At 65.4% G+C, this 14085-nt stretch carries 11 protein-coding genes and 1 rRNA gene; 6 read left to right on the forward strand and 6 right to left on the reverse strand.

Annotated features, from left to right (window positions below; translation table 11 throughout):
- The coding region (glgP, locus tag A9W95_RS06490; RefSeq protein WP_067409846.1) for an alpha-glucan family phosphorylase at positions 1–1765 on the reverse strand (1765 nt) is incomplete at its 3' end.
- A gap of 181 nt (positions 1766–1946) precedes the next feature.
- Here glgP and A9W95_RS06495 point away from each other — a divergent pair.
- Entirely contained in the window at positions 1947–4040 is a 2094-nt protein-coding gene (locus A9W95_RS06495) for an alpha-1,4-glucan--maltose-1-phosphate maltosyltransferase (RefSeq protein WP_216638136.1), read from the forward strand.
- A 6-nt stretch (positions 4041–4046) separates the two neighbouring features.
- On the forward strand, positions 4047–6242 hold the full coding sequence (glgB, locus tag A9W95_RS06500) for a 1,4-alpha-glucan branching protein GlgB (protein ID WP_067409850.1): 2196 nt from the start codon (positions 4047–4049) through the stop codon (positions 6240–6242).
- 7 nt (positions 6243–6249) lie between these two features.
- Here the strand turns inward: glgB and A9W95_RS06505 are convergent, their stop codons facing one another.
- Both A9W95_RS06505 and A9W95_RS06510 read right to left on the reverse strand, forming a co-directional pair.
- Positions 6250–7179, reverse strand: a complete 930-nt coding sequence (locus A9W95_RS06505; RefSeq protein ID WP_067409851.1) for a tetratricopeptide repeat protein — start codon at positions 7177–7179, stop codon at positions 6250–6252.
- Positions 7180–7321: 142 nt separating this feature from the next.
- Complete coding sequence (locus tag A9W95_RS06510) at positions 7322–8503, reverse strand: acetyl-CoA C-acetyltransferase (RefSeq protein WP_067409853.1); 1182 nt, start codon at positions 8501–8503, stop codon at positions 7322–7324.
- Positions 8504–8585: 82 nt separating this feature from the next.
- Here A9W95_RS06510 and mce point away from each other — a divergent pair, with 82 nt between their 5' ends.
- Positions 8586–9041, forward strand: coding sequence for a methylmalonyl-CoA epimerase (gene mce, locus A9W95_RS06515; RefSeq protein WP_067409855.1), 456 nt, complete (start codon positions 8586–8588; stop codon positions 9039–9041).
- A 13-nt stretch (positions 9042–9054) separates the two neighbouring features.
- Here mce and A9W95_RS06520 read toward each other — a convergent pair whose 3' ends face one another.
- Positions 9055–9348, reverse strand: a complete 294-nt coding sequence (locus A9W95_RS06520) for a hypothetical protein (protein ID WP_067409858.1) — start codon at positions 9346–9348, stop codon at positions 9055–9057.
- Positions 9348–10019 carry an endonuclease NucS gene (gene nucS / locus A9W95_RS06525; RefSeq protein ID WP_067409860.1) on the reverse strand — a complete coding sequence of 224 codons (672 nt, stop codon included), beginning with the start codon at positions 10017–10019 and terminating at the stop codon, positions 9348–9350. Before nucS ends, A9W95_RS06520 begins: the two co-directional genes overlap by 1 nt.
- Before the next feature lie 45 nt (positions 10020–10064).
- Between nucS and A9W95_RS06530 the strand changes: the two genes are divergently transcribed.
- The 3 genes from A9W95_RS06530 to A9W95_RS06540 are packed head-to-tail and all read left to right on the forward strand — an operon-like array spanning position 10065 to position 13757.
- Entirely contained in the window at positions 10065–11711 is a 1647-nt protein-coding gene (locus A9W95_RS06530) for an adenylate/guanylate cyclase domain-containing protein (protein ID WP_067409863.1), read from the forward strand.
- Positions 11712–11760: 49 nt separating this feature from the next.
- Positions 11761–13263: a DNA-3-methyladenine glycosylase 2 family protein gene (locus A9W95_RS06535; RefSeq protein ID WP_067409866.1), complete on the forward strand. Its 1503-nt coding sequence runs from the start codon at positions 11761–11763 to the stop codon at positions 13261–13263.
- Positions 13260–13757, forward strand: a complete 498-nt coding sequence (locus tag A9W95_RS06540) for a methylated-DNA--[protein]-cysteine S-methyltransferase (RefSeq protein WP_067409871.1) — start codon at positions 13260–13262, stop codon at positions 13755–13757. Before A9W95_RS06535 ends, A9W95_RS06540 begins: the two co-directional genes overlap by 4 nt.
- A gap of 54 nt (positions 13758–13811) precedes the next feature.
- On the opposite strand, the gene rrf is transcribed toward A9W95_RS06540, so the two are convergent.
- Positions 13812–13925 (reverse strand): 5S ribosomal RNA (rrf, locus tag A9W95_RS06545).
- Positions 13926–14085 lie beyond the last annotated feature (160 nt).

Here is a 14085-nt window from a genome sequence, read left to right on the forward strand (position 1 = left end):
GCCGGGCCATCGACATGTCGTAGTTGGGCAGGAACGCGATGCGGTGCCGCACTTCTGGCCGGTCGGCGAACCGCACCACCTGCTGGATTAGCGCCTTGCCGCCGTCGTCGGCCGGGTGCGATTTACCCGCGACGATCAATTGAATCGGCCGCTGCGGATCGAGCAGCAGCTTCTCCAGCCGGTGCGGGTCGCGCAACATCAGCGTCAACCGCTTGTAGGTCGGTACCCGGCGGGCGAATCCGACGGTCAGCACGTCGGGATCGAAAGCCTTTGCGATCCAAGCCAATTCGGCGTCGGAGGCGCCGCGCTCCAAGCAGGACTGGCGCAGCCGTCGCCGGACGTCGGCCACGAGCAACGTGCGAAGTTGCGAACGGATCCACCACAGATGTCCGGGGTCGACTTGCTGCAACCGCAGCCACACGGCCGGCTCGCTGAACGAGTCCGACCCGGCCAATTCGCGGCCCAACTCCAGCCACTGCGGGGCGGCCCAGGTGCGGGCGTGCACCCCATTGGTGATCGACCCGATCGGGACCTCGGCGGGGTCGAAGCCCGGCCACAGCTCGTTGAACATGGCCCGGCTCACCCGGCCATGCAGCAGCGAGACGCCATTGGCGCGTTGCGCCAATCGCAGCCCCATGTGAGCCATGTTGAACTTGGTCGCGTCGTCTTCGGCGCCCAGCGAAAGCACCCGCTTCGTCGGCACGCCGGGCAGCAATCGCGACACCGTGTCGACGGTGTCGTCGAAGTAGCGGCGCACCATGTCCACCGGGAAACGGTCGATTCCGGCGGGGACCGGGGTGTGGGTGGTGAACACCGTGCTGGACCGCACGACGGTCAGCGCGGTGTCGAAGTCCAGCCCTGATCCGGTCATGAGTTCACGGATGCGTTCCACCCCCAAAAAGCCGGCATGGCCCTCGTTCATGTGGAAGACCTCGGGGGCCGGAAGGCCCTCGACGGCGGTGAACGCCCGGATGGCACGGACACCGCCCACGCCGGCCAGGATTTCCTGCCGGATGCGGTGTTCCTGGTCACCGCCGTACAGGCGGTCGGTGACCCCGCGCAGATCGTGCTCGTTTTCCGGCACGTCGGAATCGAGCAGTAACAGCGGCACCCGCCCCACTTGGGCCACCCAGATCCGCGCGCGTAACTGGGCCGAGTCCGGCAACGCCAGCTCCACCAGCACCGGGTTGCCGCCGGTATCGGTGAGCAGCCGCAGCGGCAGGCCCTGCGGATCCAGCGAGGGGTAGGTTTCCTGTTGCCATCCGTCGGCGGTCAGCGACTGCCGGAAGTAGCCGGAACGGTAGTACAACCCCACCGCGATCAGCGGCAACCCGAGGTCAGAAGCCGATTTCAAGTGATCGCCGGCCAGAATGCCCAAGCCACCGGAATAGTTCGGCAGCACCTCGGCGACGCCGAACTCCATGGAGAAGTAGGCGATGCCGGTCGGCATCGAGACACCGGCTTCTTCTTGCTGCTGGTACCACAACGGCCGGCTCAGGTAGTCGTTCAAGTCGGCCGCCAGTTCGTCGAGCCGACGGCAGAACTCTTCGTCGAGCGCCAGTTCGTCTAGGCGGGCCGGTTTCACCGCTCCCAACAGCGCCACCGGGTCATTTCCGCAGTTCGACCAGAGTTCAGGGTCGATGCTGGCGAACAGGTCTTGAGTGGGTTTTTCCCAGGACCATCGCAGGTTGGTCGACAGCTGGTCCAGCGCGGCTAGACGGTCGGGCAGGTGAGCACGGACGGTAAAGCGACGGAGGGCCTTCACGCATCTTTACCTTACTAACGATTCCGCCGAATGCAGGGTTACGTCGGTGACAGCTTTGGCCGCCCGCGTGTGGTCCGACTCTTGGGTGGGTATGGGCGCAAAGAGACGAGCAGACAACGACACACGAAAAGATCCCGAGACGACGCTGTCCGGGGTAATGAACCCATCGAACGGAGTATGTGTGCCCGGTCGTGTCGAGATCGATAACGTCCAGCCCGTCGTCTCCTGCGGCGCGTATCCCGCGAAAGCGGTGGTCGGCGAGGTGGTGCCGGTTAGCGCCGCGGTATGGCGAGAAGGTCACGAGGCGGTTGCCGCGACGTTAGTCGTGCGCTACCTCGGTCCGCGGTATCCGCAAGGGGCCGACGTCCGCCGGATCAAGGCGGTGCAGGCGCCGGAAGCCCCCGCTGCCGCCGCGCCCGGCGCAGTCGAGGCCCAGCGCGTCAAACCGCAGCAATTGCCCATGACAATGGGTGACGAGCCCTACGTGTTCCACGGTCAGTTCACCCCCGACAGCGTCGGGTTGTGGACTTTCCGGATCGACGGCTGGGGTGACCCCATCGAATCCTGGCGGCACGGTTTGGTCGCCAAGCTCGACGCCGGCCAGGGCGAAGCGGAATTGTCGAATGACTTGCTGGTCGGCGCGGCGCTGTTCGAGCGCGCGGCCACCGGAGTGCCGCGCCAGCAGCGGCATCCGTTGCTGGATGCCGCGAAAGCGTTGCGCACTCCGGGCGACCCGACCACCCGCACGGCGTTGGCCCTGGCGCCGGAGACCGAAGAATTGCTTGCCACCTATCCGTTGCGGGATATCGTCACGCGCGGCGAACAGTACGGGGTATGGGTGGACCGGCCGGCGGCCCGGTTCGGGTCTTGGTATGAGTTCTTCCCCCGCTCGACCGGCGGCTGGGACGCCGACGGCAACCCGGTGCATGGCACCTTCGCCACCGCCATCGCGGCCTTGCCCCGCATCGCCGACATGGGATTCGACGTGGTCTACCTGCCGCCGATCCACCCGATTGGCAAGGTGCACCGCAAGGGACGCAACAACAATCCCACCGCCGCACCCGGTGACGTCGGATCACCATGGGCGATCGGCAGCGACGAAGGTGGGCACGACGCCGTACATCCCGATCTGGGCACCATCGACGACTTCGACAAGTTCGTCGCGGCGACCCGCGAATTGGGCATGGAAGTGGCGTTGGACCTCGCGCTGCAGTGCGCGCCTGATCACCCGTGGGCGCGCGACCACCGGCAGTGGTTCACCGAATTGCCCGACGGCACAATCGCTTACGCCGAGAATCCGCCGAAGAAGTATCAGGACATCTACCCACTGAACTTCGACAACGACCCTGCCGGGCTCTACGACGAGGTGCTGCGGGTGGTGCGGCATTGGATGGACCACGGCGTCAAGATCTTCCGCGTCGACAACCCGCACACCAAGCCGCCCGACTTCTGGGCGTGGTTGATCGGCCAAGTGAAAGCCATCGACCCCGACGTGCTGTTCCTCTCCGAGGCGTTCACGCCGCCCGCACGCCAGTACGGGCTGGCCAAACTCGGCTTCACGCAGTCCTACAGTTACTTCACCTGGCGCACCGCCAAATGGGAACTCACCGAATTCGGCAACGACATAGCCGCGTTGGCCGACTTCCGCCGGCCGAACCTGTTCGTCAACACCCCGGACATCTTGCACGCGATCCTGCAGCACAACGGCCCGGGCATGTTCGCCATCCGCGCGGTGCTGGCGGCGACCATGGGTCCGGCGTGGGGGGTGTACTCCGGTTACGAGTTGTTCGAACACCGCGCGGTGCGGGAAGGCAGCGAAGAGTACCTGGACTCAGAGAAGTACGAGCTGCGACCCCGCGACTTCGAGGGCGCGCTGGCCGAGGGCCGATCGTTGGAGCCATTCATCAAGCGGCTGAACGAAATTCGTCGACTGCACCCCGCCCTGCAGGAGTTGCGCAACATTCATTTCCACACCGTCGACAACGACGCGCTGATGGCTTACAGCAAGTTCGATCCGACAACCGGCGACTGCGTGCTGGTGGTGGTGACACTCAACGCGTTTGGCCCCGAGGAGGCAACGCTGTGGCTGGACATGGCCGCACTGGGCATGGAGCCCTACGAACGGTTCTGGGTCCGCGACGAGTTGTCCGGCGAGGAATACCAGTGGGGCCACGCCAATTACGTCCGCATTGATCCCGGCCGGGCAGTCGCCCACATCATCAACATGCCGCTGATCCCGTCCGATTCCCGACTCACGCTGCTGCGCAGGAGGTGAGGGTAGATGAGCCCCACAAATCAATTGTCCGAAACGCACTTGGCGCCGGAACCCGGCGAGGTGGCGCGCCTGACCGCGGGCGCCCATCACAACCCGCACGGCATCCTGGGCGCCCACGAATACGGCGACCACACCGTCATTCGGGCGTTCCGTCCGCACGCGGCCAGCGTCGTCGCACTCGTCGGCGACGAGCAATACCCGATGCAGCACATCGACTCCGGCTTGTTCGCGGTGGCGCTGCCGTTCGTCGACCTCATCGACTACCGCCTGCAGGTGACCTACGAAGGCTCCGAACCGTACACCGTGGCCGATGCGTATCGGTTCCTGCCCACCTTGGGTGAAGTCGATCTGCACCTGTTCGCCGAAGGCCGCCATGAACGACTCTGGGAGGTGCTCGGCGCCCATCCCCGCTCGTTCAAGACCGCCGATGGCGTGGTGAACGGTGTCTCGTTCGCCGTGTGGGCTCCCAACGCCAAGGGCGTCAACCTAATCGGCGACTTCAACGGGTGGAACGGCACCGAATCGCCGATGCGGGTGCTGGGATCGTCCGGAGTGTGGGAACTGTTCTGGCCCAACTTCCCGCCCAACGGCCTGTACAAATTCCGGGTGCACGGCGCCGACGGCGTCATTTCAGACCGGGCCGACCCGTTCGCCTTCGGCACCGAGGTGCCGCCGCAGACGGCGTCGCGCGTCACGGTCAGCGAATACACCTGGAATGACGCCGAGTGGCTGGCGCAGCGAGCCCAGCGCAACCCGGTGTTCGAGCCGATGAGCACCTACGAGGTGCACCTGGGCTCATGGCGGCCCGGGCTGAGCTACCGACAGCTGGCCGAAGAATTGACCGAATATGTTGTGCAGCAGGGATTCACGCACGTCGAGTTGCTGCCCGTCGCCGAGCACCCGTTCGGGGGATCGTGGGGGTACCAGGTCACGTCTTACTACGCGCCCTCGTCCCGCTTCGGCACACCTGACGAGTTCCGGTCGCTGGTCGATGCCCTGCACCAGGCGGGCATCGGCGTCATCGTGGACTGGGTCCCGGCGCACTTCCCGAAGGACGCCTGGGCGTTGGGCCGGTTTGACGGCACCCCGCTCTACGAGCACTCCGACCCCAAGCGCGGCGAGCAATTGGATTGGGGCACCTACGTTTTCGACTTCGGCCGCCCGGAGGTGCGCAACTTCCTGGTAGCCAATGCCCTGTACTGGCTGCAAGAATTCCACATCGACGGCCTCCGGGTGGATGCCGTGGCGTCGATGTTGTATCTGGATTACTCGCGGCCCGAAGGTGGTTGGACGCCCAACATCTACGGCGGCCGGGAGAACCTCGAGGCGGTGCAATTCCTACAGGAGATGAACGCCACCGCGCACAAAGCCGCGCCCGGCATCGTCACCATCGCCGAGGAATCGACGTCCTGGCCCGGCGTTACCCGACCGACCAATCTTGGCGGCCTCGGCTTTTCGATGAAGTGGAACATGGGCTGGATGCACGACACGCTGGACTATCTCAGTCGTGACCCGATCCACCGCAGCTATCACCACGGCGCCATCACGTTCTCCATGCTGTATGCGTTCAGCGAGAACTACGTGCTGCCGCTCAGCCACGACGAGGTGGTGCATGGCAAGGGCACCCTGTGGGGCCGGATGCCGGGCAGCAACCACACCAAGGCAGCGGGGCTACGCAGCCTGCTGGCCTACCAATGGGCACACCCGGGCAAGCAACTGCTGTTCATGGGTCAGGAGTTCGGCCAACGCGCCGAGTGGTCCGAAGAACGTGGGCTGGACTGGTGGCAACTCGACGAGCAGGGCTTCTCCAACGGAGTCCAGCGGCTGGTCCACGACATCAACGAGATCTACCGCAGCCATTCGGCTTTGTGGAGCCAGGACACCATTCCCGACGGCTACTCGTGGATCGATGCCAACGACTCGGCGAACAACGTGTTGAGCTTCCTGCGCTACGGCAGCGACGGCTCGGTGCTGGCGTGCGTGTTCAATTTCTCCGGCGCCGAACACGGCAACTATCGCCTGGGCCTGCCGCAGGCCGGCCGCTGGCGGGAGGTGCTCAACACCGACGCGACCATCTACAACGGCGCCGGGATCGGCAACCTGGGCGGTGTGGACGCCACCGAAGACCCGTGGCATGGCCGCCCGGCGTCCGCGGTGATGGTGCTGCCGCCGACCTCGGCGTTGTGGTTCGAGCCCGAATAAGGCCGGATCAATACAAGGCGTTGGCCAGGTTGCGCCGTCCGGCGACCACCTCGGGGTCGGCCGGATCGAACAGCTCGAACAGCTCGATCAGCCGGGTGCGCACTCTGGTCCGCTCGTCGCCCGCGGTGCGCCGCACCAGCGCGGTCAGTCGCTCGAACGCCGCGCTGACGTCCTGGTTCAAGATCTGCACGTCGGCGGCGGCAAACGCGGCGTCGATGTCGTCCGGGGCGGCGTCGGCGACCGCCACGGCGTCTGGTCGCTGCGCGGTCGCGCGCGTCAGGAACTCGATCTGCCGGACCGCGGCCTTCGCTTCGACGTGGGCCGGATCGGCGTCGAGAATCGCCTCATATGACGCGCGCGCGGCCTCGAAGTCACCGGCCTCGAGTTGCTGGCGCGCTTGTTGCAGTGCCGGGTCGGCCTCGGCGTCGTCGTCGGCACCCGCCGGGCCCCGCAGCTTGCCGGCCGTAGCGGACAACAAGCTGTCGATCCACCGGCGTAATTGATCGGCCGGCTGCGGACCTTGGAAACTCGAAATCGGCTGTGCCGCCGCCAACGCCACGACGGTTGGCACGGCCTGGACGCCGAAGATCTGAGCCACCCGCGGCGCGGAGTCGACGTTCACCGACGCCAGCGCCCACTTGCCGTTGTCCTCGGCGGCCAACCCGGTCAACGTGTCCAGCAGGTCGACGCAGACATCGCTGCGCGGCGACCACAGCAAGACGACGACGGGCACCTCGTCGGACCGAGCAATCACCTCGTCTTCGAAGTTCGCCTCGGTGACTTGGGTGACTGTGGCGCCGCCCGGGCTGCCGCCGCCCGCGGGCGCCCCGCCGGCGGCGCCGCTTGGCGTCGCCTTCTGCTGTGCTCGTTGCTTGAGACCGGACAGGTCGACCGCACCAGCCAACGCTGGCCCGATCGGAGGTCGAGGACGCGTCACATAGCCAAGTCTGTCACGACGTCAGCGGGCGCGTTAACCGGCCCGAAGCCGCGTTCGGCAGCTCACGGGTGTCAATATGAATAAAATCACAACACCCGTGAGCGCCGCTTTGCCGCGTCTGCCAGCAAACTTTTTCCGGTTGCTACCCGGCGCGCAGAATCAGGGCGTCGCCCTGGCCACCGGCCCCGCACAACGCGGCCACTCCGTAGCCTGAGCCGCGGCGCGCCAGTTCCAGCGCGACATGCAACGTGATCCGCGCTCCGGACATACCGATCGGGTGCCCGACCGCGATGGCGCCTCCGTTGACGTTCACCACCTCGGGATCCACACCGAGCTCCTTGGTGGAGGCTAGCGCCACCGCGGCGAACGCCTCGTTGATTTCGACGACATCGAGTTGGTCGACCGAGATGCCCTCGCGGTCAATGGCTTTCTTGATCGCATTCGCCGGCTGGGACTGCAGGGTGGAATCCGGTCCGGCAACCACACCGTGCGCCCCGATCTCCACCAGCCAGGTCAGGCCCAGCGATTGAGCCTTCTCCTTGCTCATCACCACGACCGCGGCCGCGCCGTCGGAGATCTGGGAGGCAGAGCCCGCCGTGATGGTGCCGTCCTTGCGGAAAGCCGGCTTGAGACCGGCCAGTGAGTCGGCGGTGGTGTTGGCGCGGATGCCCTCGTCTTCGCTGAACTGCAGCGGGTCGCCTTTGCGCTGCGGGATGGTCACTGGGACAACTTCGTCGTTGAAGACGCCGTCCTTCCATGCCGCGGCGGCCTTCTGGTGCGAGCGGGCCGCGTATTCGTCTTGTTCCTGACGGGTGAACTGGTCGACGTCGTTGCGCTGCTCGGTCAGGGCACCCATCGGCTGGTCGGTGAACACGTCGTGCAAACCGTCGTAAGCCATGTGGTCGAGCACCGTGACATCGCCGTACTTGTAGCCCGAGCGGCTGTCCATCAGCAAGTGCGGGGCCTTGGTCATGGACTCCTGCCCACCGGCCACCACCACTTCGAACTCCCCCGCCCGGATGAGCTGGTCGGCAAGGGCAATAGCGTCTATTCCGGACAGGCACATCTTGTTGATGGTCAGCGCGGGCACGTCCCAGCCGATGCCGGCCGCGACCGCCGCCTGACGGGCCGGCATCTGGCCGGCTCCGGCGGTCAGCACCTGGCCCATGATCACGTACTGCACCTCGGAGGCCGGCAGGTTTGCCTTCTCCAGCGCGCCCTTGATGGCGATCGCACCGAGATCGCTGGCGCTGAAATCCTTCAGCGAACCCATCAACTTGCCAATCGGAGTGCGGGCTCCAGCAACGATCACCGACGTGGTCATGACTACCTCCTAAGCGCACGGGGAGAGCTGATCCGGGCAACCCGGAGAAGCAAATTCTTTCCCTTGAGGTTACCGTTGTGAGATGACCACCGATCAAGTTGACGCCCGTCAGGTCCTGGCCACCACTTTGGTAACCGGGCTCGACCACGTCGGCATCGCCGTCGCCGACCTCGACGCCGCGATCGAGTGGTATCACGACCACCTCGGCATGATTCTGGTGCATGAGGAGGTCAACGACGACCAAGGCATCCGTGAGGCGATGCTGGCGGTCCCCGGCTCCACCGCGCAGATCCAACTGATGGCGCCGCTCGACGAGTCTTCGACGATCGCCAAGTTCCTCGACAAGCGGGGTCCGGGCATCCAACAGCTCGCCTGCCGCGTCAGCGACCTCGACGCGCTCTGCGAGCGGCTGCGTTCCCAGGGCGTACGGCTGGTCTACGAAGCCGCCCGACGCGGCACGGCAAACTCGCGGATCAACTTCATCCACCCGAAAGATGGCGGTGGCGTGCTAATCGAGTTGGTCGAACCGGCCGCCTGAAGCGACTCGAGCGTCACCACCATTTACGGGTAGGACCGCGATTGGCGCGGTTGGCCCAGCACGGCGTGTGCCAATGGCGCCGATCCTCCACGTCTTCCGATGATTCTGCCGGCCACACCACTACATGCGCCGTGCCGGAACGGATTTCGTGGTCACAACCGGGGCAGCGATACGTCTTCAGGGCGCGGGCCGCGGCGACCGGGCGCACTTCATACTCATAACCGTCGGGTCCGGTCTCCACGCGGCGCAGCGGCGGCGGCATCGCCCCCGGCTGTTGCCGGTTGGGCGGCTTGCGGCGACGCGGCATCAGAACAACCGGTACTCGTCGCTATCCATCCCGCGCATCATGTCGTAATCCAATGTGAGACAACGGATACCACGGTCGAGGGCCAAGGTGCGCGCCTGCGGCTTGATCTGCTGCGCGGCGAACACACCCTTGACCGGGGCCAAGACGCTGTCCCGGTTGAGCAGTTCGAGGTAGCGAGTCAGCTGTTCGACACCGTCGATCTCGCCGCGTCGCTTGATTTCCACCGCCACCGACCCGCCGTTCTCGTCGCGGCACAGCAGGTCGACCGGCCCGATCGCGGTCATATATTCGCGGCGGACCAAGGTATATCCTTCGCCCAACAGCTGTACGTGCTCGGCGAGCAGCGCCTGCAGGTGCGCCTCGACGCCGTCTTTGACCAATCCTGGATCCACGCCCAGATCGTGGCTCGAGTCGTGCTCGATGTCCTCGACGGTGATCCGCAACTGCTCACCGGCCTTGTTGGTCACCACCCACACGGGCGCTTCCCCGCTGATCTCCTCGGTCAACCAGCACGGTGGGCTCATCCAGTTGAGCGGCTTGTACGCGCGGTCGTCGGCGTGGACGCTGACCGATCCGTCGGCTTTGAACAGCAATAACCGGCGTGCGGAGGGTAGGTGGGCGGTGAGCCGGCCGACGTAATCAACAGTGCATTGGGCGATCACTAGACGCACCCGACATACCTTAGAGCGTTCCCGACGAATTAGGCTGACGCCACCATGTCCCCCAATACGGCGGCCAAGAAATCCGTTGCGCAACGGTTGGGCCGGGTGCTCGAGACCGTCACCCGGCAAAGCGGGCGGCCCGATACCCCCGCCTACGGCTCCTGGCTGCTGGGACGGGTCACCGAGAGCCAGCACCGCCGCCGTATCCGCATTCAGACCATCCTGACCGCGTTCATCCTGGGCGCCAATTTCATCGGCATCGGCGTCGCTGTGCTGCTGCTGACCCTGGCCTTTCCGTCGCCCAGTGTCTTCAGCGATGCGCCGCTGTGGATCACCTTCGGCGTCTCGCCGGCTTACATCGCCGTCGCACTGGCACTGGGGACGTTTTGGATCACCCGGCGCACGGTGACCGCATTGCGGTGGGCGATCGAAGAACGCAAGCCCAACGCGGCCGACGAACGCAACACGTTCCTGGCCCCGTTCTACCTGGCGGCCGGGGTGTTGACGCTGTGGGGCGTCGGGACGGTGTTGCTTGCGACGCTTTACGGGTGGGCGAACACCACCTTCATCCCGATCGTGGGCTTCGTGGTGAGCTTCTGCGGGATCTTGGTGTCCACCGCCTGCTATCTGTTCACCGAGTTCGCGCTGCGCCCGGTGGCCGCACAAGCGCTCGAGGCCGGGCATGCGCCTCGCCGGTTGGCGCCGGGCATCATGGGCCGCACGCTGACGGTCTGGTTGCTCGGTTCCGGTGTGCCGGTCCTTGGCATCGCGCTGACGGCATTCTTCACGCTGACGCTGGGAAACCTGACCAAGACGCAACTTGCCGTGGCGGTGCTGTTCCTGTCGAGCGCCACGCTGATCTTCGGCTTCATCCTGATGTGGATCCTCGCCTGGTTGATCGCCACGCCGGTGCGGGTGGTCCGGGCTGCCCTGCAGCGCGTCGAAAAGGGTGACCTGCGTGGCAATTTGGTGGTTTTCGACGGGACGGAGCTGGGCGAGCTGCAGCGCGGCTTCAACGCGATGGTGGCGGGCTTGCGCGAGCGGGAGCGGGTCCGCGACTTGTTCGGCCGCCACGTGGGCCGCGAGGTGGCGCTGGCCGCCGAACGGGAGCGACCGAAACTGGGCGGAGAAGAACGTCACGTGGCCGTGGTGTTCATCGACATCATCGGCTCGACGGAACTGGTCACCCGCCAACGTCCCTCCGAGGTCGTCAAGGTGCTCAACCGGTTCTTCACCGTCGTCGTCGAAGAGGTGGACCGCCATTGCGGGCTGGTCAACAAGTTCGAGGGTGACGCGTCGCTGGCCATCTTCGGCGCGCCCAACCGCCTGGAAAAGCCCGAGGACGCAGCGTTGGGCGCCGCCCGCTGTATCGCCGAGCGCCTCGCCAACGAGATGATCGAATGCAAGGCCGGCATCGGCGTGGCGGCCGGTCAGGTGGTCGCCGGGAACGTCGGCGCCAAGGAGCGCTTCGAATACACGGTGATCGGCGAACCGGTCAACGAAGCGGCCCGACTGTGCGAGCTGGCGAAAAACTATGAGGGCCGACTCTTAGCGACGTCTGAAGCATTGAATGGAGCCAGCGAAGAAGAGCGTCAACATTGGCACCTGGGCGAAAGGGTGACACTGCGCGGCTACGACGAACCGACCCAGCTGGCCATGCCCGTGCAGCCCGCGGAGCACAAAGCTGACCGCTCACCTTGATGTCGCTTTTCCGCCAGTCATGTCGGTGCGCAGGTGTAATTCTCGAAGTGTGCATGACGATTTCGAGCGCTGCTACCGAGCGGTCCAAGCCAAGGACGCCCGGTTCGACGGCTGGTTCGTCACCGCGGTCCTGACGACGCGAATCTATTGCCGGCCCAGTTGTCCAGTCCGGCCACCGTTCGCCCGGAACGTGCGGTTCCTCCCGACCGCCGCGGCAGCGCAGCGGGAGGGCTTTCGAGCCTGCAAGCGTTGCCGGCCGGACGCGTCGCCGGGTTCTCCGGAGTGGAACATGCGCGGTGATGTGGTGGCGCGCGCCATGCGGCTCATCGCCGACGGAACGGTGGACCGCCACGGTGTGACGGGGCTAGCCGCCCACCTCGGCTACACGACGCGGCAACTGGAGCGGCTGCTGCAGGCTGAGGTCGGCGCCGGCCCGTTGGCTCTGGCACGCGCACAGCGCATGCAGACCGCGCGAGTGCTGATCGAGACCACCGACTTGCCCTTCGGCGACGTCGCCTTCGCCGCCGGCTTCTCCAGCATTCGCCAGTTCAATGACACCGTGCGCCTGGTGTGTGACAGCACGCCCACGGCCTTGCGCAAGCGCGCCACCGCGCGGTTCGGGTCCGACGGCTCCTCTTCCCCTGGCGCACTGTCGCTTCGGCTACCGGTCCGGGCGCCGTTCGCCTACGAGGGCTTGTTCGGTCACTTGGCCGCCAGCGCGGTCCCCGGGTGTGAGGAAGTCCGTGACGGCGCCTACCGGCGGACGCTGCGGCTTGCGTCCGGGACCGGGTTGGTCACCCTGAAACCGGCACCTGACCACGTGCGTTGCTTACTGGTACTCGACGACTTCCGTGACCTCGCCGCCGCCACGGCGCGCTGCCGCCGGTTGTTAGATCTCGACGCCGATCCCGAAGCGGTGGTGGAAGCCCTCAGCCGTGATCCTGCGCTGCAAGCGGTCGTGGCCAAGGCACCCGGACAGCGCATTCCTCGCACGGTCGACGAGGCCGAACTCGCGGTGCGGGCCGTGCTGGGCCAGCAGGTGTCGACGAAGGCCGCCCGCACCCACGCCGCCCGCCTGGTTCTGGCCTATGGGCAACCGGTGTCCGACACCGCCGGCGGACTGACCCACACCTTCCCGTCAGTCGAGCAATTAGCCGATATCGATCCGGCGCATCTGGCGGTACCGCAAGCGCGCCGGCGGACGTTGAGCACACTCGTTGGCGCGATAGCGGACCGAAGCGTCGAACTGGACCCCGGATGCGACTGGGAGACAACCCGCAGCCAATTGTTGGGCCTGCCGGGGATCGGCCCCTGGACGGCGGAGATAATCGCCATGCGTGGCCTTGGTGATCCAGATGCCTTTCCGGCCAGCGACCTGGGCCTCAAATCAGCGGCCGATCAACTGGGATTGCCTGGGCGAGAACGGGAGTTGATCGAGCACAGCACCCGGTGGCGACCGTGGCGCTCGTACGCCACGCAGCACCTGTGGACCACCCTCGATCATCCGGTGAATCAGTGGCCCCAGCAGGATTCCTCGAAGGAGATTGCATGATCCATTTCCGCACGATCGACAGCCCCATCGGGCCATTGACCCTGGCGGGGCACGGCTCGGTTCTCACCAATTTGCGAATGGTCGATCAGACCTACGAACCGAGCCGCACCGACTGGACGCCGGACGAAAACGTATTCACCGACGCCGTCGAACAATTGAGCGCTTACTTCGCGGGCGAGCGCACCGACTTCGACCTAGAGCTCGATATGAAAGGGACGGATTTCCAGCAGCGGGTCTGGAAGGCATTGTTGACGATTCCATACGGAGAAACGCGGTCCTACGGCGAAATTGCGCAACAAATAGGCGCACCCGGTTCTGCGCGCGCAGTGGGATTGGCCAATGGCCACAATCCCATCGCCATTATCGTCCCCTGCCACCGGGTAATCGGAGCCGGCGGAAAACTTACCGGATACGGCGGCGGGCTCGAACGCAAACAAGCGCTATTGGACCTTGAGCAAAAGCGGGCGGCTACCAGTCTTACGCTGTTCGACTGAATAACCGGCATAAATACAAAATCGCCCCCTTATGCAGGGGGCGATTTTGTGTATGTTCGGCGGTGTCCTACTTTTCCACCCGATCAGGGCAGTATCATCGGCGCTGACAGGCTTAGCTTCCGGGTTCGGGATGGGACCGGGCGTTTCCCTGTCGCTGTGACCGCCGTAACTCTATTTAGGTGTACTGGTGGGGGGTGTGGTGTCGCACGACGAAATGTCGTGGGATCCGAATAGTGGTTGCGATATGTGTTGTAAGTTTTCGGCCGGTTAGTGCCAGTTCCCTGCACTCATTACTGAGCTTCCAGGTCTGGCCTATCGATCCCGTGGT

It is taken from the genome of Mycobacterium sp. 1423905.2 (genome assembly GCF_001673155.1).
Classification (GTDB): Bacteria; Actinomycetota; Actinomycetes; order Mycobacteriales; family Mycobacteriaceae; genus Mycobacterium.

Bases quoted from the DNA above. Each gene is read 5' to 3' on its own strand.
- glgB (WP_067409850.1), top strand. From the start codon at position 4,047: ATGAGCCCCACAAATCAATTGTCCGAAACGCACTTGGCGCCGGAACCC.
- A9W95_RS06510 (WP_067409853.1), bottom strand. From the start codon at position 8,503: ATGACCACGTCGGTGATCGTTGCTGGAGCCCGCACTCCGATTGGCAAG.
- mce (WP_067409855.1), top strand. From the start codon at position 8,586: ATGACCACCGATCAAGTTGACGCCCGTCAGGTCCTGGCCACCACTTTG.
- A9W95_RS06520 (WP_067409858.1), bottom strand. From the start codon at position 9,348: ATGCCGCGTCGCCGCAAGCCGCCCAACCGGCAACAGCCGGGGGCGATG.
- A9W95_RS06530 (WP_067409863.1), top strand. From the start codon at position 10,065: ATGTCCCCCAATACGGCGGCCAAGAAATCCGTTGCGCAACGGTTGGGC.
- A9W95_RS06540 (WP_067409871.1), top strand. From the start codon at position 13,260: ATGATCCATTTCCGCACGATCGACAGCCCCATCGGGCCATTGACCCTG.